Raw genomic sequence first — 26,953 nt, forward strand, 5'->3', positions numbered from 1 at the left:
CTAGCGGTTATCCCTTTTTTGCTTTTCCAGTCTATTTTGCATTGCCACATAAGGAGAAAACCGGTGATCTAGCCATCTTTTCCCTGGCTCGTCTACCTTTGCCGGCTCCTTCCACCTGCATCCTACTATGGCAAACCCAAACGACCCCGCCCTCCGCTCCTGGATTGATATAGCGCCCACCAGTGACTTCCCAATCCAGAATCTGCCCTTTGGCGTGTTTGAAACCGACGAGCGTGGCCCGCGGGTGGGCGTAGCTATCGGCGAGTATGTGCTGGATTTGTACGCCGTAGCACAGTTCGGTTATTTCGAGGACCTGGAGCTGGGGCCGAAAATGCCGAAGATATTCCGTCGCCGTAGCCTGAACCAGTTTATTGCCCTGGGCCGACCGGCGTGGCGGGCCGTGCGCCAGCGCATAAGTGAGCTGTTGCGCCACGACAACCCTACGCTGGCCCGCAACGAGGAAGCGATGCACTCCTGCCTACTTCGCCAAAGCGATGTGCGGATGCTACGCCCCGTACGCTCCCACAACTACACCGATTTCTACAGCAGCATCGAGCACGCCACCAACGTGGGCATCATGTTCCGAGACCCGGCCAATGCCCTGCTGCCCAACTGGCGCCATATTCCCATCGGGTACCACGGTCGCGCCAGCAGCATTGTAGTATCCGGCACCGATATCCGGCGTCCCAACGGCCAGCGCAAAGCCCCCGATGCGGCCGCGCCCACTTTCGGCCCTTCGCAACAGCTGGATTTTGAGCTGGAAATGGCCTTTATAGTAGGTCGCGGCACGGAGCTCGGCGACACCGTGCCGATTCAGAATGCGGAGGACTATATCTTCGGGATGGTGCTGTTTAATGATTGGAGCGCCCGCGACATCCAGAGCTGGGAATACGTGCCGCTAGGCCCCTTCCTGGGCAAAAGCTTCGGCAGCAGCGTGTCGCCGTGGGTCGTGACGCTGGACGCGCTGGAGCCTTTCCGGGTGGCTGGCCCGGTGCAGGAGCCCGAGCCGCTGCTCTACCTGCGCCAACTCGACGAGCACAACTTCGATGTTAACCTGGAAGTGGGTATTCAGCCGGAAGGTGGCCTAGAAACCGTCGTGTCACACTCCAATTTTGGGCTGATGTACTGGAGCATGGCTCAGCAGCTCACCCACCAGGCGTCCAACGGCTGCAACCTGGAAGTAGGCGACCTGTACGCTTCCGGTACCATCTCCGGCACCACCCCCGACTCTCTGGGCTCCATGCTGGAACTGGCGTGGCGCGGCACCCGCCCCGTGCCGCTGGCTGATGGTTCGGAGCGCAAGTTCCTACAAGACGGCGACACCGTAACCATGCGCGGCTATTGCGAGAAAGATGGCTTACGCATTGGTTTCGGAGAGGTGACAGGTAAAATACTGCCGGCCAATACGCTGTAGGCCACCCGAACCTTAGTTCCGACAGAGAAGCGCAGAATTCTGACGCAAAAAGCACCGGCTCCTGATGGAGACGGTGCTTTTTCATTGCTTAGTGCTGCAGCTGTTTTTGTGATTCAAAAAAGAAACGTCGTGCTGAGCTTATGTAACGTCATGCTTGATCTGGCGTCCGCGCAGTCGAAGCATTTCTACCTCTGGCTACTCAACAGGCATAGAGAAGCGGTAGAGATGCTTCGGCAAGCTCAGCATGACGTTCCTTTTTTTGATCTGCAATCCTTCCTACACTGCTCTAATTAGCCGCCTCAATTACTTCCGCCCTTCGATAATCTCATCCACTACCGCTGGGTCGAGGAGCGTGGTGGTGTCGCCGAGGTTGCTGATTTCGCCTTCCGCCACTTTGCGCAGGATGCGGCGCATGATTTTGCCGGAGCGCGTTTTCGGTAGGCCACTCACAATCTGGATTTTATCGGGCTTGGCAATTTTGCCGATTTCGGCCACGATAGTCTCGATGATGCTGGCCTCGATATGAATCTTATCGGAGTCTTTTTCGCAGGCGCCGGGCCGACAGATCACGTAGGCATAGATGCCCTGCCCCTTCACATCGTGTGGGAAAGCCACTACCGCCGACTCCACCACATTGTGGTTCTGGTTAATGGCATTCTCAATTTCGGCCGTGCCGAAGCGGTGACCCGATACGTTGATCACGTCATCGACGCGACCAATGATGCGGTAGAGGCCGTCGGCGTCGCGGCGGGCGCCGTCGCCGGTAAAGTAGTAGCCCTTGTAGGGTGCAAAGTAGGTATGCACGGCCCGCTCATGGTCGCCGTAGGTGGTCCGGATGATGCCGGGCCAACTTTGCTTGATGGCTAAGTAGCCTTCCTCTTCATTGCCCTCAATTTCCTTTCCTTCCTGTGTGAGCAGCACGGGCTGCACGCCGGGCAGCGGCAGGCCCGCGTGCGTGGGTTTGCTGGGCGTGATACCCGCCAGAGCAGAAATCATAATACCGCCGGTTTCCGTCTGCCACCACGTATCCACGATGGGGCAGCGCTCCTTGCCCACGTGCTGGTAATACCAATACCAGGCTTCCTCATTGATGGGCTCCCCCACCGAGCCCAGCACCCGCAACGAGTCAAGAGAGTAGCTGAGCACGTTATCCAGCGGGGCGGCCATCAGGCTGCGGATAGCCGTGGGCGCGGTATAAAAGATGCTGACCGAGTGCTTGTCAATCACCTCCCAGAAACGGCCTGCGTCGGGATACGTCGGGATGCCCTCAAACATCAGCGAGGTGGCCCCCGACAGCAGCGGACCGTAGAGCAGATACGTATGGCCCGTTACCCACCCTATATCGGCGGTGCACCAATAGATGTCGTTTTCCTCTACCTGAAACACATTTCGAAACGTGTAATCGGCCCACACCATGTAGCCGGCCGTGCTGTGCACTACGCCCTTGGGCTTACCGGTGCTGCCCGAAGTATAGAGGATGAACAACGGATCTTCGGCCTCCATTTCCTCGGCGGGGCAGGTTTTGGCCACACCTTCAGCTTCCTCGTGATACCACACGTCGCGGCCTTCCTTCATTTGCACGGGCCAGCCGAGGTGTTCTACCACAATCACGCGACGCACGCCGGGGCAGCTTTCCAGGGCTTCATCCACCACGCGCTTCACCGGAATCTGCTTGGCGCCGCGGTTCAGGCCATCGGCTGTGAGTACCACAGTGGCCTGGGCATCATTCACGCGGTCGGAAATGGCAGTGGCCGAGAAGCCCGCAAAAATCACGGAATGCACGGCCCCAATGCGGGCGCAGGCCAGCACCGCAATGGCCAGCTGCGGTATCATGGGCATATAAATGCACACCCGGTCGCCCTTCTCCACGCCATTGTCGTGCAGCACATTGGCAAACTTGCACACCTCGTGGTACAGCTCGCGGTAGGTCAGGCGCAAATGGCGGGTTTTGGTATCATTCGGCTCATAGATGATGGCCAGCTTGTTGCCGCGGGTGGCCAAGTGGCGGTCGAGGCAGTTCTCCGTGATGTTGAGGCGGGCTCCCTGAAACCACTCATTGTGGCCGTTAGCCATATCAGAGGTCATTACTTTGTCCCACTTGCGGCGCCAGGTAAAGGGCGCGGCCACATCGGCCCAGAACTGTTCGGGGTTTTCTACGCTGCGGCGGTAGGCCTCGTGGTATTCTTCCAGCGTACGAATGCGGGCGTGTTTGGAGGGCGTTTCGGGCATGGGAATAGGGTTTAGGGAGTGTATGTGTTTGGTGTATCGGGGCTTCCTGACTTCAGGATGACAATCGGTTTTCAAAGGCCTGACCCAGGCATCTGGCTTCCAGCACCAGCTGGATTTCCTCCAGAATAGCCGGATCATCAATGGTGGAAGGCAATACGAACTCCTCGCCATCGGCCAGCTGCCGCAGGGTTTTACGCAGGATTTTGCCGGAGCGGGTTTTGGGCAGCCGTTTTACCACGGCGGCCTGCCGGAAGCAGGCAACGGCGCCAATCTGCTCCCGAATAAGGCTGATGAGTTCTTTTTCCAGTTGCTCCTCCTCCATTTGCTGGCCGTCTTTCAGCACCACGAGGCCTACGGGTCGCTGCCCACGCAAGGCGCAGGCAATGCCCAGCACGGCGCACTCGGCCACGGCGGGGTGCGCCGCCAGCAGCTCTTCTATCTCGCCGGTGCTGAGGCGGTGGCCGGCTACGTTTATGACATCATCCACGCGGCCCATGATGTAGAAATAGCCTTCCGCGTCCTGGTAGCCGCCGTCGCCGGTAAAGTAGTAGCCGGGAAAAGTATCCAAGTAGCTGCTCTGAAAGCGAGCATCATCCTGCCACAGCGTAGGGAGGCAGCCGGGTGGCAACGGCAGCTTCACGGCAACTAGGCCCGTGGTGCCGGCCGGCACTGGTAGGCCGGCTTCGTCCAGAATCTGCACATCGTAGCCCGGCACCGGGTGGCCCGCCGAACCGGCGCGGGGCGGCGGCATATCAGAGAGCCCCACCATGGTAGCCAGCATCGGCCACCCCGACTCGGTTTGCCACCAGTGGTCTATTACGGGCACGCCCAAGAGCTGGCCGGCCCACTCGTAGGTAGCAGGGTCGCACCGCTCGCCAGCCAGAAAGAGGTAGCACAGGCAGCTTAAGTCGTACTGCCGGGAGAGTAGGCCTTCCGGATCTTCTTTCTTGATGGCCCGAATGGCAGTGGGCGCCGTGAACGTCACCCGCACGTTGTGGTCGTGGATGAGGCGCCAGAACGTACCGGCATCGGGCGTGCGAACGGGCTTCCCCTCAAATAACACCGTGGTGCAGCCGTGCAGCAGCGGCCCGTACACGATGTAGCTGTGGCCTACAGCCCACCCAATATCAGAGCCGGCAAAAAAAGTCTCGCCGGGCTCTACGCCATAAATAGCCGACATGCTGTACTTCAGCGCTACCGCGTGCCCACCGTTGTCGCGGACCACGCCTTTGGGCTTGCCAGTAGTGCCGGAGGTGTAGAGAATGTAAAGCGGGTCAGTAGCTTCCACCGGAACGGCCTCTACGGGCGCGGCCTGGAGTAGCTGCTGATAATCTACGTCGCGGGGGGCACGTTCGGAGGCGGCTGAGTGGCTCGGGTTCAACTCGGCGAGGCAAAAGCTGCGCTGTAGCACCACAACGTGTTCGGGCTTATGCTGGGCTTTCCCGATGGCATCATCTACGAGGGGCTTGTACGGAATTACCCGATCAAACTCCAGCCCCGCCGACGCGCAGATAATAACGCGGGGCCGGGCATCATCAATACGCACGGCCAGCTCGTGGGGCGCAAAACCGCCAAATACCACGGAGTGCACAGCTCCCAGGCGGGCGCAGGCCAGCATGGCCACCACCGCCTCGGGCAGGTTGGGCATGTACAGAATCACCCGGTCGCCGTAGGCCACTCCCAGCTCCCGTAGGCCACCCGCAAAGCGTGCCGTCAGGTCCAGCAGCTGCTGGTAGGTGTAGCGGCGCACCGTTTGGGTTACCGGCGAATCATAGATGAGGGCCGTCTGCTCGGCGCGGCCGTTTTGCACATGGTAATCGAGGCACAGGAAGCTGGTGTTGAGGCGCCCGCCCCGAAACCAGCGGTAGAATCCGGTGCCTTCATCCTGGCTCAAAACAGGCTGAGGAGGCTCCTCAAACCAGGCAATCTGGCCAGCCTGGGCGGCCCAGAACGCGGCCGGATCCGTGAGGCTGGCGGCGCGGGCGGCAGCGTATGTGGTGGGAGCGTTCATGATTGGGCGGGTTGGGTGGGCACGGCGGGCAAACGGAGGTGGCCTAGGCGGCCGTACTGATCAGCTCTTTGATGGTAGACATGAGCTGGCGCGTGCTGAAGGGCTTTGGGATGTAGAGGTCGGCGCCCACCTCGTAACCCTTCTGAATATCAGCATCCTTGCTCTTCGCCGACAGGAAAATAACGCGGGTGCGGCTGCGGTTGGGCAGCTGGCGCAGATGGCGGCACACCTGGTAGCCATCCACATCGGGCATCATCACATCCAGCAGCACCACATCAAAATTGGTCCGGTCCAGGGCCTCCAGCGCCTCGGTGCCGTTGCGGGCTATGCTGACGCCGTAGCCGCTTTTGCGCATCAGAAATTCGAGCGACATCACAATGTTGGGCTCGTCATCGACAATGAGAATGTGGGGAGGCGTCGGCATGACGTGGAGGTTTGTTTTCGGAAGGAGGTTCGGGTGGCGGGTTCTGTTCGGGTGTTGGCGCCCGCTTAGGAAAGAAGGTGGTTCGGGCTAATTCTTCATTACTTCCAGCGGCAACTCCACTGAAAAGCGCGCGCCTTGGTCGGGCTGGCTTTCTACCCAGATGCGGCCGGCGTGGAGCTCAATGATTTTCTTAGTAATAGCCAGCCCCAGCCCCGAGCCTTCGGGCTTGCGCATGGTTTGGTGGCGGGCCTGGAAGAACTTATCGAAGATGAGCTGATGAAACTCCGGGTCGATGCCTTTGCCGTTGTCCTGCACCATAATGCGCAGCGTTTCGGGAGAGGCTTCGGCTACCACCCCAATGCGGCCGGAGCCATCGGCGCGGCACGATTTCACGGCGTTGCTGAGCAGGTTCACGAGTACTTGCATGAGCCGGTCACGGTCTCCGGGGAGCGTGGGCAGGCCGGGCGGCACCGTGAGGTCTAGGTGGATGTGCTTATCGCGCAGGAGCTGGCCTACGGAGTCGAGCGCGTCATTTATCACTTCGGCTACATCCACCGGGCTTTTTTCCAGGGTAGCCCTCCCCGACTCATACTTCTCCAGATCCAGCACCAGCGTAATCAGCCGGCTCAGCCGCTCCGATTCCTTCGTGATGGTCAGCAGGAAACGCTGGCGCTCCTCCTCGTCCATATCGGGGTTGTCGGTGAGGATTTCTGACAGGGCCCGGATGCTGGTGAGAGGGGTGCGAAGCTCATGAGTGACGGTGTACAAGAACTCGTCTTTGTGCTGGTCCAGCTCCTGAAGCTGATCGTAGGCCACTTGCAGCTGGCCTGTGAGGCGCTGCAGCTGGCGCTGCTGCTTCTGGAGCTGGCGGTTAGCCTCCAGCAGCTGCTGACTTTCGCGCAGAATGCCCACCACGTTATCAAAGCTGATATCCTCCACCCCCACCGACGATGACAGCAGCAGCCGCGCCGAAGCCGGGCCGATGCTGCCGGCCAGCAATTTTTCCGCGTAGGCCAGTAAGCGCGGATCAGCCTGGGGCGGGGCCACGTTTTCGGTGTTGATGTGGGCCTCCGGAAACCGCTCGGCGAAGGCGTGCAGGGCCTGGGAAGTGCGCTTTTTGCCAAGGAAGCCCGTGAGCAGCTCGCGCACATCGGGCAGGGCCGCGCCGCCGTGCCAGCCCGCGGGCCCCTCAAAGCCGGTGCGGTAATGGAACACGCCCACGAATATCTCGGCCTGGCGCTGCTCCAGCGCCGAAGGCGTCCGCAGCAACGACACGCCTACGTACAGGCCTACGTTGAAAAACCAGCTCCAGAACAGCCCGTGCGAAAGGTAGTCGAGGCCCGTGAGCCCGAAGAGCGCGAAGGGTCGTAGGCCACTCCAGCCGAATAAGCCGCGTTCCAGAATGGAAGCCGAGAGCATTTCCGGCCCTACCATAGTGGGCACAACCAGCGTAAAAAACCAGATCAGGAAGCCCGCCAGAATGCCGGCCGTAGCACCTTGCCGGGTGCCACCTTTCCAGTAGAGGCCGCCCAGCACCACCGGCACAAACTGGGCCACGGCCGCAAACGACACCAACCCGATATTCACGAGGGGCAGCAGGTGGCCTACGGCCGCGTAGTAGCCGTAGGCCAGTAGCAGTACGGCCACCACCGCCAGGCGCCGACTTTGCAGCGCTACCTGGCCCAGGTACGCAAACCACCGCGGGCTTTCGGCGCGGGCTGGCGGCAGGCGCACCAGCAGCGGCATGAGCAGGTGGTTGCTCATCATCACGCTCAGGGCAATGGTTTCCACGATAATCATGCTGCTGGCCGCCGAAAGGCCGCCGAGGTAAATCAGGAGGGCCAGCCAGTGGTGGCCGGCTTGCAGGGGCAGCGCCAGCACAAACGTGTCGGCATCGAGACCCGCTCCGGCCAGTAAGCGGCCGCCAAATGCCAGCGGAAGCACAAACAGGTTGATAATGATGAGGTAGAGCGGAAACAGCCACATGGCTTTGCGCAGGTGGTTTTCGTTTACGTTTTCCACCACCGATACCTGAAACTGACGCGGCAGCAGCAGAATGGCGGCCATGCTCAGCAGCAGCAGCGTAAACCACTGCGTGCCGCTGGTGCCGGCGCCTTCCAGCGTGAATAGGCGGCGCAGATCGGGCACGGCAGCGGCCTTCTCAAACACATCGGCAAAACCATCGAACAGGCCGAAGGTCACGAACAGGCCCGCCGCCAGAAAGGCCACCAGTTTCACCAGGCTTTCCAGGGCCACGGCCAGCACCATGCCCTCGTGCCGCTCGGTGGCTTCCACGGAGCGCACCCCGAAGATGATGGTGAAAAACGCCAGCGCCACCGTGGTAATAAGGGCCGAGCTGATGGCTAGACCACCTTCAGTCAGCATAGGCCCTTGCCCTCCGCCCGTCAGGATATCAAAGGAAGCAGCAATGGCCTTGATCTGCAGCGAGATGTAAGGCACTACCCCCAGCACGCACACTACCGTCACGAGGGCGCCCAGCGAAGCGCTTTTGCCGTAGCGCGCCGAGATAAAATCGGCAATGGAGGTGAGACGTTGAACGTGGCAGATGCGGATAATCTTGCGCAGTACCAGCCAGGCCACCGGCGCCATAAGCGTAGGCCCCAGATAGATACCAACAAACTCCAGCCCGAAATACGCGGCCCGCCCCACAGAGCCATAGTATGTCCAGGCGGTGCAGTACACGGCCATGCTCAGGGCGTAAACGTAGGGGTTGCTCACCAGACTTTTTCGCGCCGCCGAGCGCCGCTCCGCCGCGTAGGCCACCCCGAACAGTAAAGCCAGGTAGCCGAAAGAAAAGCCAATGACAAGCAGCGTGTTCAAGGTTATGTTGGGTGATGAGGTGAAGTGTGAACGGCGAGGTGGTGATGAGGCGACCGAGGCCAGTATGTCATTGCGAGCGGAGCGAAGCACCCGCAGGACAGCGCAGCTAATCTTTACTTGATGGTGCGCGATACTGTGCTCCGTTTAAAAGTGCAAGGCGACTGGCCTAGCGTCAGGTTTTGCGTGTACTTAAGTGTCTTTCCTTGAAGCGAGGAAGGATTAGCTGCGCTGTCCTGCGGGTGCTTCGTCGTTCCTCCTCGGAATGACAAGGCGGTGTAGGCCACCACCTCACCATGTCACCTTTTCACCAGCCAGCCCGTGAGCAGCACCAGTGCCGCCCAAGCCACTAGCACGTAGAGGTAGAGCACCGGAATGTCCCACACTAGCCCCTGATGGTTAAAAACAGCCAGCAGCGGAAAGTTGAGCAGCACGGCAAACAGCAGGCTCACGAACAGCAGCCGCTGCCCGCGGCGCTGCTCGTTCTGCTCCTGGGGCGACATAGGAAGCATGGGCAGTGTAGTCGTAATCAGTGAGAAGAAGTGGCCTAGCACATCTGCATCCGCCAGAATAGCCACAGGAACGTTCTTTTGAGTCTTCCTGCTGAGTGGGCCAGTAGCAGGAAGTCCGCCGAACCTATGGCCCGGCGGACTTCACACAAACCACTTCGGCAAAGAACAAGGAGCCGAGTTTTCGGCAATGGCCTAGGCCACGGAATGGGGTTACTGCTGGCCGTTATCGTCCATCAGTTTCACGTTGCGCACGTCTTTCATCATGGCCTGCCCAATAAACCAGCAGATCAGGGCAATGCTAACCGGATAGATAAGGCCGGCCAGGGTGCTGTGCTCCTTGATGAAGGGCGTATCGGAGGCGGCGGCTCGCAGGGTGAGGGCAGTAGCAATCAGAGGCACAAACCCACCAAAGACGCCATTACCGATGTGGTAAGGCAGCGAAAGCGAGGTGTAGCGCACTTTGGTGGGGAACAGCTCCACCAGGTAAGCCGCAATCGGGCCGTAGGCCATCGTCACGAACAGCACAAGGCAGAACGTGAGCGCTGTCATGGCAAACAGGTTCGGGGAAAGCGCTTTCATGACGGCCGGCACGGCTTTGCCGGTAGCATCAACGGTAGCAGCGGTTACTTCCGTCAGAGGCCCGGAAAACTGCTTGAGGCCGTAGAAGATGGGGAAGGTGAACAGGGCGCCACAGAGTAGGCCCATCATGATGATTTTCTTGCGGCCGATGCGGTCAGACAGGGAGCCGAAATACACGAAGAACGGTGTGGCAAGCACTAGGGCAATGCACAACACCATACTGGCATCTACCAGATCCAGCTTGAGCGTATTCTGCATGAACGAGTACGCGTAGAACTGGCCGGTGTACCACACTACGCCCTGGCCCATGGTAGCGCCGAACAGCGAAATCAGGACCAGGCGGCGGTTTACGGGGTTCACGAACGACTCGCGCAGCGGGTTGGTGCTGGTTTTGCCTTCCGACTTGGCCTTGGCAAACAGCGGCGACTCGTGCAGCTTCCGACGGATGTAGTACGAGGCAATTACCAACAGGCCCGAGAGCAGAAACGGAATGCGCCAGCCCCACTCTTTGAAGGCTTCTTCGCCCATGGTTTTGCGCGTCACGATAATCACCAGAATGCTCAGCAGCAGACCGGCCGTAGCCGTAATCTGGATGAAGCTGGTATAGTAACCGCGCTTGTTATCGGGCGAGTGCTCGGCCACGTAGGTGGTAGCGCCGCCGTATTCGCCGCCCAGGGCCAGGCCTTGCAGCAGGCGGAGCAGCGTCACGATAATGGGGGCCGCGATGCCAATCTTATCATAGCTCGGGATGAGGCCCGTTACGAAGGTGGCGCCGCCCATAATCAGCAGGGTGAGCAGGAAGGTGTACTTGCGCCCAATCATGTCGCCGATGCGGCCGAAGAACAACGCGCCAAAAGGCCGCACCACAAATCCCGCTCCGAACACGGCCAGCGTACCCAGAATGGTATCCTCAATCTTGCCTGTAGAGCCAAACAGCACCGGCCCGATAATGGCGGCCAGCGACCCGAAGATGTAGAAGTCGTACCACTCAATTACGGTCCCGACGGAGGAGGCCGTAATCACCTGCCAGATCTTGCTGGTCGAGACGGCGTTGTTGTCGTGGGCTACGGCGTCATCAGCGGCCGCTCCGCCCAAGGGCGCGGCGCCAGCGTAGGCATCGCGCTGCGGTAATTTCTCGTTCATGATTGGTGGGAGTTGTGGTGATGGAAGAAGCCAGGAGATAGAAGTAAGGTGCTATGGCAGGAGTTAGAAGACAGAAGCACCCTTTTACTATATTCTAGCTTCTATCTTCTAACCCCTAGCGCCTTCCTTCTTACAGGAAAATCTGGGTTTGCAGCGTTATTTCGGGCTTGTAGTCCAGGCTGGTGAAATTGCCGGTGGTGGGCACGTACCCTTCAAAATCGGGGCGGGCGCGGTAGTTCAGGGTGACTTTGGCGTTGTGGCCATCCAGCAGCACGTTCACGCCGGCGTCATACACATTCACAGCTTTCGTGTCGCCATTGCTGAAGTGCAGACCATCGTAGTTGCTGTGCAGGTACGCTACGTAGGGCTGCAGGCGGGCCTTGGGGCCGAAGATGCGCTGGGGCAGCAGGAAACCGGCCTGACCATAAAACGAGTTGCCCGTTCCGGACTGAGGCACCGCGTTGCCGCGGGTGGCTGCAGCACCATAACCGGGGTTTTCGGGCCCGATGAAGCGCACATGGTTGGGTCCCATGTTATAGTTGTAGTACACGCCGTACAGGGTCAGGGCCGTGCACGAGGCTGTATCCAGAGGCACATCGTAGAAGGCATCAATCCCGAACATTTTCAGGCTGTGCTTATTCGTCCCGACCAAGCCAAACGGATCGGCCGATACGGCGGGCGTCACTGTCACTACGCTCGACGTTGGGCGCGAATACATGGCGTCCTTGTTGTAGAGGAAGCCGGCGCCTACACTGAACACGCGCTTAGTGCCCAGGTAAGTGCCCGTGAAGTAGGGCAGCAGGTTGGCTTCGGGCTCCAGGAAGTTGTAGCTCACATAGCCCTGGTACACATGGGTAGTGTTCTGTGGGCTATAGGCCGCTATGCCCGTTCCAGTATTGGTCGTGACGCCGGCACTGGTAGAACTGGTGCCCAGGTTGAGCGGGGTGCTGGTCACGTTCGTCAGGAAAGGGTCGCTGACGGAGAAGCGGTAATCGAGCTTGTTGATGCGGCCCTTCGCATACACGCCCAGCCAGCGAGCAAACTGGTCGGTGGCCTCAATGGTGGGGAAGTTCGTCAACGGCAGATCTATCGGCAGAATGCTGGTGGTACTAGCGCTGGTAAGCCGGGAAATACCATTAAGGTAGTGTAGGCCACCTCCCAGGCTCAGATACTTGTTCACCTTGTACTCCGTCACGGCCTCGTGAATAAAGAACTGAGGCTTCTTGCCATCAACGGTTGGGGTGATGCCGCCGCCTACCGCGTTTTGGTTGTTGATACCCAGGTGGGTATAAATGACAAAGCGCGGATTCAGCTGGGCCAGCAGCACTAAGCGGGAACGGCGTAGGCCAAAGTCGATCTGGCTTTTCTGGGGCTTGCTCGGCGCCCGCAGCGTACCCGTGTTGTTCTCGGTGTAGCGCGTGTACACCTGGTGCCACGACATAACCCGCAGGTACTTAGAGCCATCCGGTGACAGATTAAACTTCAGACCCGCACCATAGGGCGTCGATTTCGCTGGGGCCGGTGGCGTGGGGGGCGCGGCCGGTGCTGCGGGGGCGGGTGCCGGCTGACTGGGTGGTGGGGTCACTACTTGCGCCGAAGCTGCGGTGGCAGCCAAGAGCGCACTGATAGTCAGGGCGTAACGGGCGTTTCGCATAGGATTAGGGTGGGTTGGGGAGTGGTTGGGAAGGGGAACACACCGTAACTGGGCAATGCTACCCGGCTCGATTACCCCCAAGTAGGAAAATCCCCAAGCAGAAGTCACGCCCTTGCTATACTTCCGCTAAACCCTATAGTGCTAGGCCTGCTTAAACCGCTCCCATCGTATCATCATGTACTTATCCCCGAGTTCTGTCACGATTAAACCAGCTCCCTTCAGGTTTTCTGGTTTCAGGAAATATTCAGCTAGTTCCTTCTGGTTGAGAATCTTATACGTTGGGTGATATTCAGTTTGCCTGGGCGCTTTCATGCCGTATTTCTTCACCCAATTCATCACACTCACGTGGCTTACGCCCAGCAGCCGCTCAATTTCGCGGTAGCTCACTCCTTCCACATACAGCTGTAGGGCTTTGATAACGTAGTAAGGGTTTATTTCCTTGCCGGTTTTGGCTACCGAGAAATGATACCCACAATTCTTGCATTTAAACCGTTGTCGGCCGCCTACAATCCCGCTTTTAGTAGCTTCCGTTGACTCGCACTTCGGGCAGGCTGGCTTCGACATGAGCAATGTGAGTAAGTACTTACTAGTTAACTATACCATTTTAGTAAAGATATACTATTTTAGCAGAAATTAGTTATAATCCACAATGCTATTCGCCGCAAGGCATAGCCGTGATTGATGAGCTATTCGGAGGAAAGTGCCGTTCGAGGCGCGTACAGCATACTTATAGCACTTTTGGCTACAGGAAAACTCATGTCATTCCCCTGTTGTAGCATTAAACCCCTGTAACTGGGCCGGTAATCTTATTCTTCCATCCGTAGCACCACCGCCAGCAACGCATCAATGCTTAAGCCAAGGCGGCGCATATCCAGGCGGTTTAGGGTGTCGGTGGGCTCGTGGTAGTGCTTGTTGCGGTAGAAAGCCGTGTCGGTGAGTAGCACGGCGGGGTATCCGAACTGCCAATAGTTAAGGTGGTCGGAGAAATCGATACCCGGTAGCCAGGAGGGGGCCTTGAAGCGCTTTACGGGTAGCGTTGCCACCGCTTTATACTGCCGGGCAAAGCGACGGCCAAACGAACCGCCGCCGAATTTCTGCGCAACCGTAACATAGTCGCCGCGGTTGCCATATATCCACTTCAAGAGGCCTACGGGATACTCCTGGCTGCCTTTACGATCATCGTAATAGCCCAGCATTTCCAATGACACCATCCCTTTCACTGGCACGCCCGCCTCGTGCAATTGCTTCGCGTGCACATAGCTACCCATGCTTTTGGTCCGGAAAAACGGCGGTTCTTCCAGGGTGTAAGCCACTAAGTCAATGCGGTAGGCCAGGGCTGGTTGTTGGCCGAGCAAGCGGGCCAGCTCCAGCAGGGCTGCTACACCGGTTCCGTTGTCGTCGGCTCCTGGCTGCTCGCCGCACACATCATAATGCGCCCCAATGATCAGGCGCGGCCCATCTGCGGGCCCATAACTGCCGATGATGTTCCGGTAGGTGCGGCCCTGCACGGTGTAGGCCTGTTCTGTGCGCCGGGCGCCAGCTGCGGTTAGCTCCCCTCCTATATAATCGGCCGCTTGGTTCAGGCTGGCTTCGTGGAGGTAGTTGCGGGGTTCTGGTGTGGTAGTCAGGGAAATCAGATGGTGGCGCAGGCGGGCCGTATCAGCCACCCCAGACTGGCCTAGCGCAGCACTGCTGAGTAGAAGCGCAACAAGTAAAAAGTACAGGACACGTATTTGAATCACTGTGAATCCGGATAATTGAAAGTCATTTTAACAGAGGATACAGAGCAGATTCCGCAATGCACCAAACGGTTGCCTAGGCCAGTTCATCATCTGAATTTCAGCGGCTGGGAGTGGCCTAGGCACAACTGTCGGGCACAACTACGAACTTCGGGCCCATTTCTACTACTATTGCCGGTCCATGTCCACTCCCACCTCCTTCCGCTCCATCGTTCCTTCTGACCTCAAACCCAGCGAGTGGCACCCCTTTATGGTTGGTGCCGTAGCGCCCCGGCCAGTGGCTTTTGCCAGCACTATTGATGCGGAAGGCAACGTGAACCTAAGCCCGTACAGCTTCTTCAATTGCTTCGGCTCAAACCCACCCATTCTGGCCTTCTCGCCTGCTAACCGCGTCCGCGACAACTCCCAGAAACACACGTTGCAAAACCTGCGCGAAGTGCCCGAAGTAGTCATCAACATCTGCGACTACGCCATGGTGGAGCAGATGTCTCTGGCCAGCACCGAGTATGAGCGAGGCGTGAATGAGTTCGTGAAAGCCGGCTTTACGGAAGTAGCCAGCCAGCAGATCCGGCCGCCACGTGTAGGCCAGGCGCCCGCCGCCTTTGAGTGCGTAGTAGAGCAGATCATCGAGCTAGGCCAGAACAACGGCGCAGGCAACCTCGTGATTTGCCGCGTGGTGCTGGCTCATTTCCGGGAGGATATCATCCTGCCCTCCGGCATCGGCATCGACCCGCACAAGCTCGACGCCATTGCCCGCCTCGGCGGCGACTGGTACACCCGCGCCTCGGGCAGCAGCCTGTTTGAGGTGCCCAAGCCCAACCGCAACCTCGGCATCGGCATGGACCAGCTGCCCGAGCACATCCGCAAATCCGACATCCTAACGGGCAATAACCTGGGCCGCCTTGCCAACATCGAAGCCCAATCAATGCCCACCCCCGAAGAAGTAGAGGCCTACCGACACGAGCCGCTAGTGGCCTACACGCTCAATAAGTTTAAGGGGGATAGCGCTGTGCAACACCGGGAACTGGTATTGCTAGGCCAGAAAATTCTGGAAGAAGGCCGGCTGCTGGAGGCGTGGAAGGTGCTGCTGCTGGCCAGGTAAATGTGCTATTCCAGCCTGCGCTGTATTTGGTACGTAGCGCATGAGTCGGCCTGATATAGAAGCCTGGTAGCGTACCGCTGGATGAGCGCGTTTCGGGCCGCCGCGCCGCACAGGAGCACTACTTGGCCTGGTGGCAAGGTAGTGGCCTTGAATACAACGTTTACTGTATCGGAGAACTGTGCCCGCCGGGCCAGCGCGTGAAATTCCAAAGGTGCATTATAGCCGCTGCTACCTCTATCGGCGGTAGTATGCAACAGCGTATAGCTTCGGGCGGGGGTAGCGCCGGGATGTTGCAGGTACCGTCCGTAGGCCAGCATGGGCTCATCGTGGCGGTGCTTGTGCGTTTTGTTTAGGCGGATGTAGACCGCCGCCAGGGAGGGCACCACTGCCAGCATCAACACCGAAGCCTCTAGCACGAGGGCGTTGCGCCACGAAACGCGAACTGCCGTCTGACGGGCGAGCATCGGCAAGCCAGCCCCCAACAACAACGCCAGCAGCGGGTACAGAGGGGCATCATACCAGGTATGCTTGGTAGCGGAAACGCTGATCAGGCCCAGAAACACGCCGCCCGACCATGCCACCACAGCAAGAAACCGATGAGCCGGACGCTGTATCGGCCTACGAGCAATAGCCCAGATACAGGCCACCACCCATGGCGTCCAGAGCAGAAACTGCTGCGTGACAAAGTGCAGCAGGTAGGTATACCAGGGCCCGGACTGCTGCTCCAGGTTCTCCAACAGCCGCCCTCCCAACTCGTTCTGCCATACGGCTGCTAGGTAACCAGGCAACATTTGTTCACGGAGCGTGTACCAAACAAGCGGCGGACCAACTGCCAACAGTACTGCCACCCAAGTTGCCGGCTCGCGCAGTAAGCCCGGCAGCTTGCGCCGTCGTAACACTTCTAGGGCTAAACCAGGTACAAGGAATAAACCGGCTACCCCCTTCGTCAGGATGGCTAGGCCAATAGCCCCGCCCGCTAGCAGCAGGTAGCGACGCTGCCGGGTCTGTAGCCACGCAAATACCGCCAGCACCTGGCTGGTAGTGAACAGCAGCAACAGAGTCTCGTAGTCGCCGGTGCGGGCCACGTGGTGGGCCACGAATCCTTTACTGCTTAGTAACGCTAGCCCCGCCAGCAAGCCGGCGAGTGGGCCACCCAACCAGCGTCGGGCGAAAGATGCTACCACCACCACCAATGCCGTGGCAGCCAGCGCCGTAGGTAGCCGTAAGGCCCACTCAGAGTACCCGAACGTGTGCAAACTCAACGCCTGCAGCCAAATGAGCAGTGGAGGCTTGGTGTTCCACAAATCGGGTGCGCCTCCAAAATAGGTCAAAAACCACTGATGGTTGCGCAGCATTTCTGCTGCACTTACTGCCAGCAGGGACTCATCCCAGCTTTGTAAGGGCAGCGCTCCTAGACGCCAGAACAAACTAAACCACGCAGTCGGTATCAAGGCCAGCCACCACCACTTTTGGAGGTTCCGGCTGCGGAACAAACCCAGCTTAGGTCTAATCAAACTGCTGGCTACTTAAAGTTAGGTTGAGATAGGACTTGCAGGAAGGCCCGTCAAGTCCAACTCTGCAATCCACAACATCCCTGGATAGTGGATAAAATAAAATTTGTCGCTCCGCCTAGGCCAGCCACTTAGTAGTGCCGGCGTGTTTGATCCGGAGAAACATTCCCGCCAAACCACCCCCACGCATAGCGCCATGCGGGTACTAATTCCGCACCGCAATCATTAGGGCCAGCTCTTTGTAGCGCATGTTGAAGCGCTTGGCGATGCTGGCATTGGTAAGTGAGCCCTTGTACACGTACACGCCCGAGCGGAAATGCTCATTGGTGAACAGCACCTCATTGATGCCGCCGTGCTGACTGATTTCCTGCAGAATAGGCGTGAAAATGTTGCTTAAGGCATTAGTAGCGGTGCGGGGCACGCGCGAGGCAATGTTGGGCACGCAGTAATGAATGACATCGTACTTGCGGAAGACGGGCTTGCTGTGGCTGGTCATTTCGCTGGTCTCGAAGCAGCCACCCTGGTCGATGCTCACGTCGATAATCACGGAGCCGGGTGCCATATGCGACACGGCTTCTTCCGCTACCATAAACGGAATCCGACCTTCCTCGGCATTTAGAGCACCTATCACCACGTCGGCGCGGCGGATTTGCTGATTCAGGGCGAAGGTGTCGAGGGTGCTGGTATAAAGCTGCGGCTGCCCCAAGTTCTGCTTGAGACGGCGTAGCTTGTAGAGGTGGTTGTCGAAGACCTTCACTTCGGCCCCTAGGCCAGTAGCGGCGCGGGCGGCGTACTCCGCCACAGTGCCCGCACCCAGAATAACTACCTGCGATGGCGGTACGCCCGTAATACCGCCCAGAATAATGCCTTTGCCCTCGTTGGAGCGGGCCAGGTATTCGGCCGCAATCAGCATGACGGTGGAGCCGGCAATTTCGCTCATGGCCCGCACAACCGGACGCGCCCCAGATGGGTCCTTGATCAGCTCGAAGCTAATGGCACTCACCTTCTTGCGCGTGAGGGCGGTAATGTATTCGCTGGTGAGCGAGCCAAACTGTAAGGCCGAAATCAGCGTCTGGCCAGCCCGCATAAACTCGATTTCATCGTAGGTGGGCGGCGCCACCTTTAGGATGATATCGGCCTCAAATACTTCTTTTTGCGAGTAAGCAATGGTGGCGCCCGCCTCGGAATAGTCGTGGTCGGAATGCTTGCTGGGTTCTCCGGCGCCGCTTTCGAGCAGGATTTCGTGGCCGGCTTCTACCAGGTGTTTCACGGCCTCCGGCGTGAGGCAGATGCGGTTTTCCTGGAGCGAGGTTTCGCGGGGCAGCCCGATAAACAGCTTGCGCTTGCGCGTTTCCACGGCCAGCATGGATTCCTGCGTGAAGTAGGCGCGGCTGGTGGCCAGCGACTCAAATCCGGGGGGTACTGCTTCGGGCATCTTTTTCAATTAAAAATCAAGCATTAAAAATTAAAAACCTTGATCATCAATCTCTTATATCCAACGCAACTGCGCTTAAAGGTTGATGCTTAATTTTTAACTTTCAATTTTTAATTCCCTGGTCTCTAGGCCAGTGACGGTGAGCGTGATGAGCAGCCGATCCGGAGGCAGCAGCGCTTCAATGCGGCTAGGCCACTCTATCAGGCAAAGATAGCCAGAATCGAAGTACTCCAATGCCCCAATTCCTTCGGCTTCGCGTGGGTCATCGAGTCGGTAGAAATCGAAGTGATAGATGGGCTGATTCTGCGCGTCGCGGTACTCATTCACGAGGGAAAACGTGGGGCTACTGACTTCATCGGCCACGCCCAAGCTGCGGCACAGCTCTTTGATGAAGGTAGTTTTTCCGGCGCCCATTTCGCCTTCAAAGCACACAATGGAGTGGCCTGGCAGAGCGTCTCGGACCTGCTGAGCCGCAGCAGGCAGGGCGGCGAGGTTCGGAATATCGATGGTGAGCATACAGGCAGCTGTTGAGATGGCAAGGTAGCAACGGAAGGCTTGCAGAAGGCAATTTGAGTAGCCTACGCAATTTCGGGCTGCCACAATTTCCTCTTATCCCTACCTTTAGCCGACCCAAAACACTCGAACGTATGCAAGTTTCCCGAATGGCCGGCAGCCTGATTGGCTCCGAAATCATCAAAATCGGCAACGAAGTCAATGATATGATTCGCAAGGGGGAGCAGATCTGCAACCTCACCATTGGCGACTTCGACCCCTCCATCTTCCCTATTCCAGAGGAGCTTCAGTCGGAGATTACCCTGGCCTACCAGGCTGGCCACACCAACTACCCGCCGGCCAATGGCATGGCGGCTCTGCGCGAGGCCGCGGCCACGTTCACCAAAACCCGGCTGGGCCTGGAGTACTCGCCCAATGATTTTCTGGTGGCCGGCGGCTCCCGCCCCCTCATTTACGCCACCTACCTGGCCCTCGTGGACCCCGGCGACAAAGTAGTATTTCCGGTGCCGAGCTGGAACAACAACCACTACTGTCACCTCTCCTCGGCCCAGGCAGTGATGGTGGAAACGCTGCCCGAAAACAACTTCATGCCTACGGCGGAAGAGTTGGCGCCTCATTTGGCGGGCGCCACGCTGCTGGCTCTGTGCTCTCCGCTTAACCCCACCGGCACCGTGTTCACGCGCGAGGGCCTAGAAGCTATCTGCGACCTGGTTCTGGCCGAAAACAAGCGCCGCCAGCCCAGCGAAAAGCCACTCTACCTGCTCTACGACCAGATTTACTGGCTCCTAACCTTCGGCAATACTGAGCACTACGACCCCGTGAACCTGCGGCCGGAGCTGCGCGAGTACACCATCTATATTGATGGTATCTCGAAGTGCCTCGCGGCTACCGGCGTGCGCGTGGGCTACGCCTTCGGGCCGGCTGTGGTGATTGACAAGATGAAGGCCATTCTAGGCCATGTTGGCGCCTGGGCACCCAAGGCCGAGCAGGTAGCCACGGCCAAATATCTACCTCAGACGGAGCAGGTTGATGGGTTCCTAGGACACTTCAAAGAGAAAATTCAGGCTAGCCTCGATACGCTGCACCAAGGCCTGCAGGCCCTGAAAGGCGATGGATACCCCGTAGATTCTATGGTACCAATGGGTGCTATTTACCTCACGGCCAAGCTGGATGTGCTAGGCAAAACCACCCCGGCGGGCCAGGTACTCACGACCACCAAGGAGCTTACATCCTATCTCATCAGTGATGCGCGGCTAGCGCTGGTGCCCTTCAGCGCCTTCGGTACCGACCATGTGTCGCCGTGGTTCCGGATGTCGGTGGGTGGCGCTTCCCTGGAGTCTATTCAAGCAGCCCTACCCCGCCTGCAGGCGGCGCTTGATGCGCTGAAATAGCCCTTTCATGGCCAGATAAGCATAGCAGTGTTCCGTGCGTAGAGCCGGGCACTGCTATGTTTGTTTTATAGGTCTAGTATTTCCGGGCCAATTTTTAGGAATAGACAATGGGGAGATTTCCTGAAATGGGTATTATGTCTATCTTTCCGGTCAACTGACCTGCATTCCGGTACTGGATTCGTTTCTTTCTTCCGATTGCTCTCCTCTACCGCACCTATTGCACGATGTTGCTTCACAACCAACTCATCGTGTCTATGTCATTACCCTTGCCCAGCTTTCTGGGTCGTTTTTCAGCAGTAGCCGCTGTGGTGCTGTTCCCCTCTTTGCTGCTGGCTCAAACCCAGACGGCTACCCTACAGGGCACCGTGCAGGCTACCTCCGGCGGCGCCCTCGAATACGTTACCCTCACCCTGCACCGCGCTGCCGATTCGGTAGCCGTCAAAACCGAGTTCACCGACGCGCAGGGTCGTTATTTACTGAGCGCGCCTATCGGACGTTACCTTATTTCGGGCGCTATGGTGGGCTACGGCCGCACCTGGAGTAAGCCATTTGAGCTGCCAGCTGCTGGCCTGGCCCTGCCGGCTCTTCAGCTTGCTCCCACTGCCGCTACCAACCTGAAGGGCGTAACCGTTACGGGCGAGAAAGCGCAGTTTGAACGTCTCGCCGACCGTACCATTGTGAACGTAGAAGGCACCCCGCTGAGTGCCGGCAACACTACCTTGGATGTCCTGGGCCGCGCGCCGGGCGTAACAGTGGGGGGTAATGATAACCTGGCATTGCGGGGAAAGCAGGGACTGCTCATCCTTATTGATGGTAAGCGCGTGCCCCTGACCGGCACCGAGCTGGCCGACTACCTGCGCGCCCTGCCCGCTGAGCAGGTCCGAAGTATTGAGCTGATTACCAACCCGCCGGCCAAGTATGATGCGCAAGGTGGCGCCGGCATTATCGCCATCAATCTAAAAAAGGATCTGCGCCTGGGCACGAATGGCAGCGTGAACACCAGCTACGGGCGCGGACAATATGGCAAGTTCACTTCGGGGCTTACGCTCAACCATCGGCGTAAAGGCCTGAACCTGTTCGGTACGTACACCTACGCCGACCGCCAGGGCTTCCAGAAACTGAATTTCGAGCGCACTTTTTATCAGGATGCCGCCCAGGTTTCAGGCCGCAGTATTCAGTACAACGATTCTCGTTCGCACCTGCAGTCGCATACTTGGCGCGGGGGCCTTGACTATACGTTCTCCAAGAATACCCAGATGGGAGTAGTGGTGAGTGGCCTAGGCAGCCGCGTGCCCTCCACCGGCGACAACACCGGCCTTTTCCTGGATGCGCAAAGCCTACCCAGGGCGCGCTACCGCTCCGATAACCAACGCAACCTGCGCACACCCAACCAAACCGCCAACGTATCGGTACGGCACCTGTTCGCGGCCGACTCGCTGGGTACGCCTGAGCTGACGGCTGACTTAGATTACGGCCATTACGGCACCACCCGCACCCTGGACCTGCTCACGAACTATGAGCTGCCAGCCCCGCGCACCACGCGCCTGCTCGGCGACCAGAATGGCAACCTTTCGATCTGGTCGGGGAAGGCGGATTATATCCGGCCGCTGCGCCACCACTTGCGCCTGGAGGCCGGTGTAAAATCCAGCTATGTAAATTCTGACAACGATGTGCTCTTTCTGAATGAAATGGATGGCCAGCGCGTGGTGGATGCCGGCAAAACCAACCAGTTCCATTACACCGAGAACATCAATGCGGCTTACGCCAGCCTGTCGCGTATGCGGCCGGGCCTCACCATTACGGCTGGCCTACGGGGGGAGCAAACCAACGTAACGGGCCGCCAGATCATGGGGGCCATGGGCTTCGACCGCAACTACTTCCAGCTGTTTCCGAACCTGAGCCTGGAGCGGGCCCTGAGCGAGCAGCACCGCCTGGCACTCAGCCTCAGCCGCCGCATCGATAGGCCTACGTATAACCAGCTCAACCCCTTCCGCTCCTACGTAGACGCCACCTCCTACCGCGCTGGCAACCCCACGCTCTGGCCCCAGACCAGCTTTGTAGCCGAGCTGACGCACACCTTCAAGCAAAAGCTGGTAACGGGCCTGAGCTACACGCGCACCTCCCGCCCTATTCTGAATGTGTACCAGCTAGATGCTGAGCGTTTGGTAGTGGCCACCAACGTGAACCTCTCGGCCGAGCATTACTACGCCTTCACGTTCACGGCTCCCCTAAAACCCACGAAGTGGCTGAATCTTTACGCTAATGCTGAGGTGTTCTACATCTACTTTGAAGGCCAGCTTTCCGATGGTTCTAGGCCACTCTCGGGTAGGCCTGCGGCCATTTTGAGCAGCAACGCCAGCTTTGCGCTGGGCCACGGCTGGGGCCTCGACCTTAATGGCAATTACCACACGCCCGAGCGCTACGGTTTCGAGCGCGTCCGGTCTTTCGGGCAAGCCACGGCTGGCGTGCAGAAGTCGTTGGGTAGCCATGCTTCCCTGCGCTTCAATGTGGCCGATATCTTCTATACCACTCCGTTGCGGGCCACTTCTACCTACGTGCCCCTGCAGGAAACCTTCCGCAACCGCCAAGATTCGCGTGTAGCCACGCTGGCGTTCAACTACCGCTTCGGCAATGATAAGGTGGCGCCAGCCCGCAAGCGAGCCACCGGAGCCGAGGATGAGAAGCGCCGTGCCTCTGGTGTGCAGTAGGCCAGTCTGGCTTTAGTATTCTTATTGAAGGCCGCTCTGTACTGCAGGGCGGCCTTCTTTTTAGCATATAGCTAGGCTGAACCGTTACAAATCAAGGGAGAAGAATCCACAAAAATTTCTACGACCTCAGGCAACCTTTATGATACATCATACATCTATATGATATATCATCGAAATACCATGCTCTCCTCTATCATCTTCTACTCCCTGGATCGCGCCATTCGGCAGTATCGCAAGCTGGCCCAGGCCAACATTGACCGGGCCGGCATTGGCATTACCATCGATCAGTGGCTGGTGCTGCAGGTGATTCGGGAGCATGACGACCTGACGCAAACCGACATTGCGGAGCGCGTCTTCAAGGACCAGGCCTCCGTGGCCCGCATGATCAGCTTGCTCCTGACGCGGGGGCTGCTGGCCTCCGAGCCTTCGCGCAACGATGGTCGCCGCTCCCGCCTCCGCGTGACCCCAACTGGCCTACAGACCCTGGATGCCGTGGAACCCGTGGTGCTGCACAACCGCGCCATTGCTCTACAAGGCTTATCGGATGACGATTTAACCCTGCTCAAAACGTTACTGGAGCGTATTTACAACAACTGCACCTCCCCTGCCTAGGCCACTTGGCCCCCCGTACTTCAAGTAAAATATAGACGAAATAAACTATTGCGCATTGTTAATACGAAAACTTTCGTACGTTTACATACGAAATCATTCGTACTTATAATATTAGCTCGGCAGCTACCTGGCCAGTGGCCGCCGAGACATTTTATCCTCCCTCAACCTTCACTTTCCTTGCTCATGAAATCTCCAGCTTTGGGGCTTTTACCCTGGCCCCTGTCTTTTCTTTTCCTGCTAGGCCTCTCGAGCGCTGCGCAGGCCCAAACGCAAACTGCCAGCAGCCTAAGCGGCAGCATCAAAACGCAAGCAGGAGCGCCCATTGAGTACGCTACAGTAGTACTCCACCGTGCCACCGACTCTACGGTAGTAAAATCGGAGTTCAGCGACGAGAAAGGGCTGTTTCGGATTGAGCAGGCGGCGGCGGGCCGCTACTTGCTTTCGGCTTCGCAGGTAGGCTTTGTGCGAACGTGGAGTAAGCCGTTTGAGCTGCCCGCCGCTAGTGCTTCGCCATTGGCGCTTACGCTGCAGGCCAGTGGCGCCACTAACCTGAAGGAAGTGCAGGTAATAGGCCAGAAACCACTGTATGAGCGCGAGGCTGACCGCACCATTGTGAATGTGGAGGGCAGTACGCTGGCGGCCGGCAATACCTCGCTGGACGTGCTGCGCCGGGCGCCAGGCGTAACAATTGATGGCAACGATAACCTGGCCTTGCGCGGCAAGCAGGGCCTGCTGGTGCTCATCGATGGCAAACGCCAACCTATGACCGGCACCGAGCTGGCCGACTATCTACGCGCCCTGCCCGCTGATCAGCTGAAAAACATTGAGTTGATTACCAACCCGCCCGCCAAGTATGATGCGCAGGGCGGGGCCGGCATTATCGCCATCAACCTGAAAAAGGACCAACGCCAGGGCACCAACGGCAGCATAAACAGCAGCTACGGCCGCAGCTTCTACGGGGGCAAGTTCACCTCGGGCATTTCCCTGAACCACCGCAATAAAGGCCTGAACGTCTTCGGCAGCTATACCTATTCTGAGCGCCAGATGCAGCCGCAGCTGACCATCAGCCGCGACTTTTTTGCGGTGAGCGACCAAGGCGGCAACCCTGTTACCCGCACCTTCACGGGCAGCAGCCAGCAGCACACCGTTATGCAGCCGCACGGCCGCAGCCACACGGCCAAAGTAGGGCTCGACTACACGCTATCGGAGCGGACGGTAGTAGGTGTGGCGCTGAATGGGCTCACCAATAGAATCCCGCAAAACGGCACCAACTTCACACAGCTGTTTGATGCGCAGGGTGGCCTACAGGAAACCTACCGCTCCACCAACACGCGAGCTTTGAAGGCCCCCAACGGCGCCGTCAACCTCAACTTCAAGCATACATTCCCGGCTCCTGATTCTGGCGGCGCCCGGGAGCTAACGGCAGACGTGGACTATGCCCGCTACATTGCGGACCGCGCCCAAAACCTCACGACGCGCTTTGAAAGCAACCGCCCCACCTTCATTTTGCGCGGCGACCAGGAAGGCGACCTGACCATTAAATCGGCGAAGGCTGATTACGTGCAAACCCTTAGCAAGCAGCTCCGGCTGGAGGCCGGCGCCAAAGTCAGCCAGGTATATTCTGATAACGATGTGGTGTTCATCAACAACCTCGGGCGAGGTGGCCTAGACTCCGTAGACGTCGGCAAAACCAACCGCTTCCGCTACGATGAGAACATTTCGGCGGCCTACGGCACGCTCACGTTTACGCCCCAGCCCGGCCTCACCCTCACGGGTGGCCTACGCGGGGAGCAAACCAGCGCCACCGGCCGCCAGTCGGTGGGCAACGAGGACTTCGACCGCAACTACTTCCAACTCTTCCCGAGTGCGGCCCTGAAGCGGGAGCTGAGCAAAGATCATGAGCTGTCCGTGTCGCTGAGCCGCCGCATCGATAGGCCTAGCTACAACCAGCTTAACCCCTTCCGGGTGTACATTGATGCAACCACGTATAACTCCGGCAACCCTAACCTGCGCCCCCAAACCAGCTACAACGCCGAGCTGACGCACACTTTCAAGCAAAAATACACCACCGGCCTAAGCTACACCAACACCCACCTGCCCATCATTCAGGTGGTGCAGCCCGCCCCAGCTTCAGAAGGGAGCCAGCAGGTGGTTTCTACCAGCGTAAACCTCCAAACTCAGCACTATTACGCCCTCACGCTCACGGTGCCGCTGGAGCCCGTGAAAGACCTGAGCATCTACAACAATGCCGTGCTGTACTATTCGCGCTTCGAAGGCAACCTAGCCGGCACCAGCCTCAACCGGGGCCGAACGGCTTTCAACCTGAGCAGCAACACGACTTACAAGTTTGGTAAAGACTGGACGGTGGAGCTGAATGGGTCGTACCAGTCGAGGGAAGTGTATGGCTTCCTGGATGTGCGCCCGTATGGCGAGGTAACGGCGGGCGTGCAAAAAGGCCTCTGGGACCGGAAAGCTACGCTTAAGCTCAACATGTCGGATATTTTCTTCACCAGCCCCATCCGTGCTACCTCGGCCTACACCAACTACGTCGAGAACTTCTATCAGCGCATAGACTCCCGGGTGCTCACCCTGTCCTTCTCGTACCGCTTCGGCAACGATAAGCTCAGCCCCACCCGCCGCCGCAGCGGAGGCGCCGAAGACGAGAAGCGCCGCGCCGGATAAGCAACGAGTGGCCTACGGCAGTTGGCCCACTCGTTGGAGCTGGCCAACTGCCGTAGGCCACTTGCTATTTTTTGTCTTTCAGCGGATCGTGCCCCCAGTTCATGAGCGAGTAGCGCCAACGCGAAGTAGCTACCTCCTCCTGGTGATGCGGGCCCTGGGCCAGATGCCGACTTACGTAGCTGTGCACCTTGTGCATATGCGCTTCATCATCGGCCGTCAGGTCAGCTTTCTTTTTGTGCAAAATGCGGACAATGTGCTCCCCGGACTTATGCCCGATGCTGGTCCCGTCGCCGCTATCCTGGCCTACTGCACCAGATTCATCGGTTTTCAGCCACTTCTCTAACTCACTGGCCGTCATATTTACGTCGTGCTTAAACTGACTGTAAATGTCTTCGGGTGCATCTGCCATACCAAGTCTGATTAAGAGGAAGGTTTGCCATACTGCTTCGTATGGCT

At 58.4% G+C, this 26,953-nt stretch carries 19 protein-coding genes; 6 read left to right on the forward strand and 13 right to left on the reverse strand.

Going from position 1 to position 26,953, the window contains the following annotated elements; all coding sequences use genetic code 11:
• Positions 1–127: 127 nt before the first annotated feature.
• The gene (gene fahA, locus CFT68_RS04830) at positions 128–1,414 is read left to right on the forward strand and encodes a fumarylacetoacetase (RefSeq protein WP_088842271.1); all 1,287 of its coding nucleotides are present in this window, start codon (positions 128–130) and stop codon (positions 1,412–1,414) included.
• Positions 1,415–1,717: 303 nt separating this feature from the next.
• Here fahA and acs read toward each other — a convergent pair whose 3' ends face one another.
• From acs to CFT68_RS04875, 9 genes are all read right to left on the reverse strand, one after another.
• Positions 1,718–3,643, reverse strand: coding sequence for an acetate--CoA ligase (gene acs / locus CFT68_RS04835; RefSeq protein WP_088842272.1), 1,926 nt, complete (start codon positions 3,641–3,643; stop codon positions 1,718–1,720).
• 52 nt (positions 3,644–3,695) lie between these two features.
• The gene (locus CFT68_RS04840) at positions 3,696–5,654 is read right to left on the reverse strand and encodes a propionyl-CoA synthetase (RefSeq protein WP_088842273.1); all 1,959 of its coding nucleotides are present in this window, start codon (positions 5,652–5,654) and stop codon (positions 3,696–3,698) included.
• 43 nt (positions 5,655–5,697) lie between these two features.
• Positions 5,698–6,078: a response regulator transcription factor gene (locus tag CFT68_RS04845; protein WP_088842274.1), complete on the reverse strand. Its 381-nt coding sequence runs from the start codon at positions 6,076–6,078 to the stop codon at positions 5,698–5,700.
• Between the two features lie 87 nt (positions 6,079–6,165).
• Positions 6,166–8,919 (reverse strand): sensor histidine kinase, encoded by a 2,754-nt coding sequence (locus tag CFT68_RS04850; RefSeq protein ID WP_088842275.1) that lies wholly within the window; start codon positions 8,917–8,919, stop codon positions 6,166–6,168.
• A 296-nt stretch (positions 8,920–9,215) separates the two neighbouring features.
• Positions 9,216–9,494, reverse strand: coding sequence for a hypothetical protein (locus CFT68_RS04855; protein ID WP_245815278.1), 279 nt, complete (start codon positions 9,492–9,494; stop codon positions 9,216–9,218).
• Between the two features lie 144 nt (positions 9,495–9,638).
• Complete coding sequence (locus CFT68_RS04860; RefSeq protein WP_088842276.1) at positions 9,639–11,150, reverse strand: MFS transporter; 1,512 nt, start codon at positions 11,148–11,150, stop codon at positions 9,639–9,641.
• A gap of 130 nt (positions 11,151–11,280) precedes the next feature.
• Complete coding sequence (locus CFT68_RS04865) at positions 11,281–12,804, reverse strand: hypothetical protein (RefSeq protein WP_245815279.1); 1,524 nt, start codon at positions 12,802–12,804, stop codon at positions 11,281–11,283.
• A gap of 141 nt (positions 12,805–12,945) precedes the next feature.
• Complete coding sequence (locus CFT68_RS04870; protein ID WP_088842277.1) at positions 12,946–13,368, reverse strand: IS1/IS1595 family N-terminal zinc-binding domain-containing protein; 423 nt, start codon at positions 13,366–13,368, stop codon at positions 12,946–12,948.
• Positions 13,369–13,610: 242 nt separating this feature from the next.
• Entirely contained in the window at positions 13,611–14,546 is a 936-nt protein-coding gene (locus CFT68_RS04875; RefSeq protein ID WP_088842278.1) for a M28 family peptidase, read from the reverse strand.
• Positions 14,547–14,724: 178 nt separating this feature from the next.
• On the opposite strand from CFT68_RS04875, the gene CFT68_RS04880 reads away from it, so the two are divergent.
• On the forward strand, positions 14,725–15,645 hold the full coding sequence (locus CFT68_RS04880; RefSeq protein WP_088842279.1) for a flavin reductase family protein: 921 nt from the start codon (positions 14,725–14,727) through the stop codon (positions 15,643–15,645).
• 5 nt (positions 15,646–15,650) lie between these two features.
• On the opposite strand, the gene CFT68_RS04885 is transcribed toward CFT68_RS04880, so the two are convergent.
• From CFT68_RS04885 to tsaE, 3 genes are all read right to left on the reverse strand, one after another.
• On the reverse strand, positions 15,651–17,159 hold the full coding sequence (locus CFT68_RS04885) for an ArnT family glycosyltransferase (protein ID WP_141106452.1): 1,509 nt from the start codon (positions 17,157–17,159) through the stop codon (positions 15,651–15,653).
• Positions 17,160–17,361: 202 nt separating this feature from the next.
• Positions 17,362–18,591, reverse strand: a complete 1,230-nt coding sequence (locus tag CFT68_RS04890; protein WP_088842281.1) for an alanine dehydrogenase — start codon at positions 18,589–18,591, stop codon at positions 17,362–17,364.
• 96 nt (positions 18,592–18,687) lie between these two features.
• Positions 18,688–19,107 (reverse strand): tRNA (adenosine(37)-N6)-threonylcarbamoyltransferase complex ATPase subunit type 1 TsaE, encoded by a 420-nt coding sequence (tsaE, locus tag CFT68_RS04895; RefSeq protein ID WP_088842282.1) that lies wholly within the window; start codon positions 19,105–19,107, stop codon positions 18,688–18,690.
• A gap of 131 nt (positions 19,108–19,238) precedes the next feature.
• On the opposite strand from tsaE, the gene CFT68_RS04900 reads away from it, so the two are divergent.
• The 4 genes from CFT68_RS04900 to CFT68_RS04915 all read left to right on the forward strand — a co-directional run bounded on the left by CFT68_RS04900 (position 19,239) and on the right by CFT68_RS04915 (position 26,497).
• The gene (locus tag CFT68_RS04900; RefSeq protein WP_088842283.1) at positions 19,239–20,495 is read left to right on the forward strand and encodes a pyridoxal phosphate-dependent aminotransferase; all 1,257 of its coding nucleotides are present in this window, start codon (positions 19,239–19,241) and stop codon (positions 20,493–20,495) included.
• Between the two features lie 254 nt (positions 20,496–20,749).
• The gene (locus CFT68_RS04905; RefSeq protein WP_088842284.1) at positions 20,750–23,203 is read left to right on the forward strand and encodes an outer membrane beta-barrel protein; all 2,454 of its coding nucleotides are present in this window, start codon (positions 20,750–20,752) and stop codon (positions 23,201–23,203) included.
• A gap of 180 nt (positions 23,204–23,383) precedes the next feature.
• Entirely contained in the window at positions 23,384–23,815 is a 432-nt protein-coding gene (locus CFT68_RS04910) for a MarR family winged helix-turn-helix transcriptional regulator (RefSeq protein ID WP_088842285.1), read from the forward strand.
• 183 nt (positions 23,816–23,998) lie between these two features.
• Complete coding sequence (locus tag CFT68_RS04915; RefSeq protein WP_088842286.1) at positions 23,999–26,497, forward strand: TonB-dependent receptor domain-containing protein; 2,499 nt, start codon at positions 23,999–24,001, stop codon at positions 26,495–26,497.
• 64 nt (positions 26,498–26,561) lie between these two features.
• On the opposite strand, the gene CFT68_RS04920 is transcribed toward CFT68_RS04915, so the two are convergent.
• Positions 26,562–26,906 carry a DUF3140 domain-containing protein gene (locus CFT68_RS04920; protein ID WP_088842287.1) on the reverse strand — a complete coding sequence of 115 codons (345 nt, stop codon included), beginning with the start codon at positions 26,904–26,906 and terminating at the stop codon, positions 26,562–26,564.
• Positions 26,907–26,953 lie beyond the last annotated feature (47 nt).

The sequence above is a fragment of the Hymenobacter gelipurpurascens genome, assembly GCF_900187375.1.
Lineage (GTDB): Bacteria > Bacteroidota > Bacteroidia > Cytophagales > Hymenobacteraceae > Hymenobacter > Hymenobacter gelipurpurascens.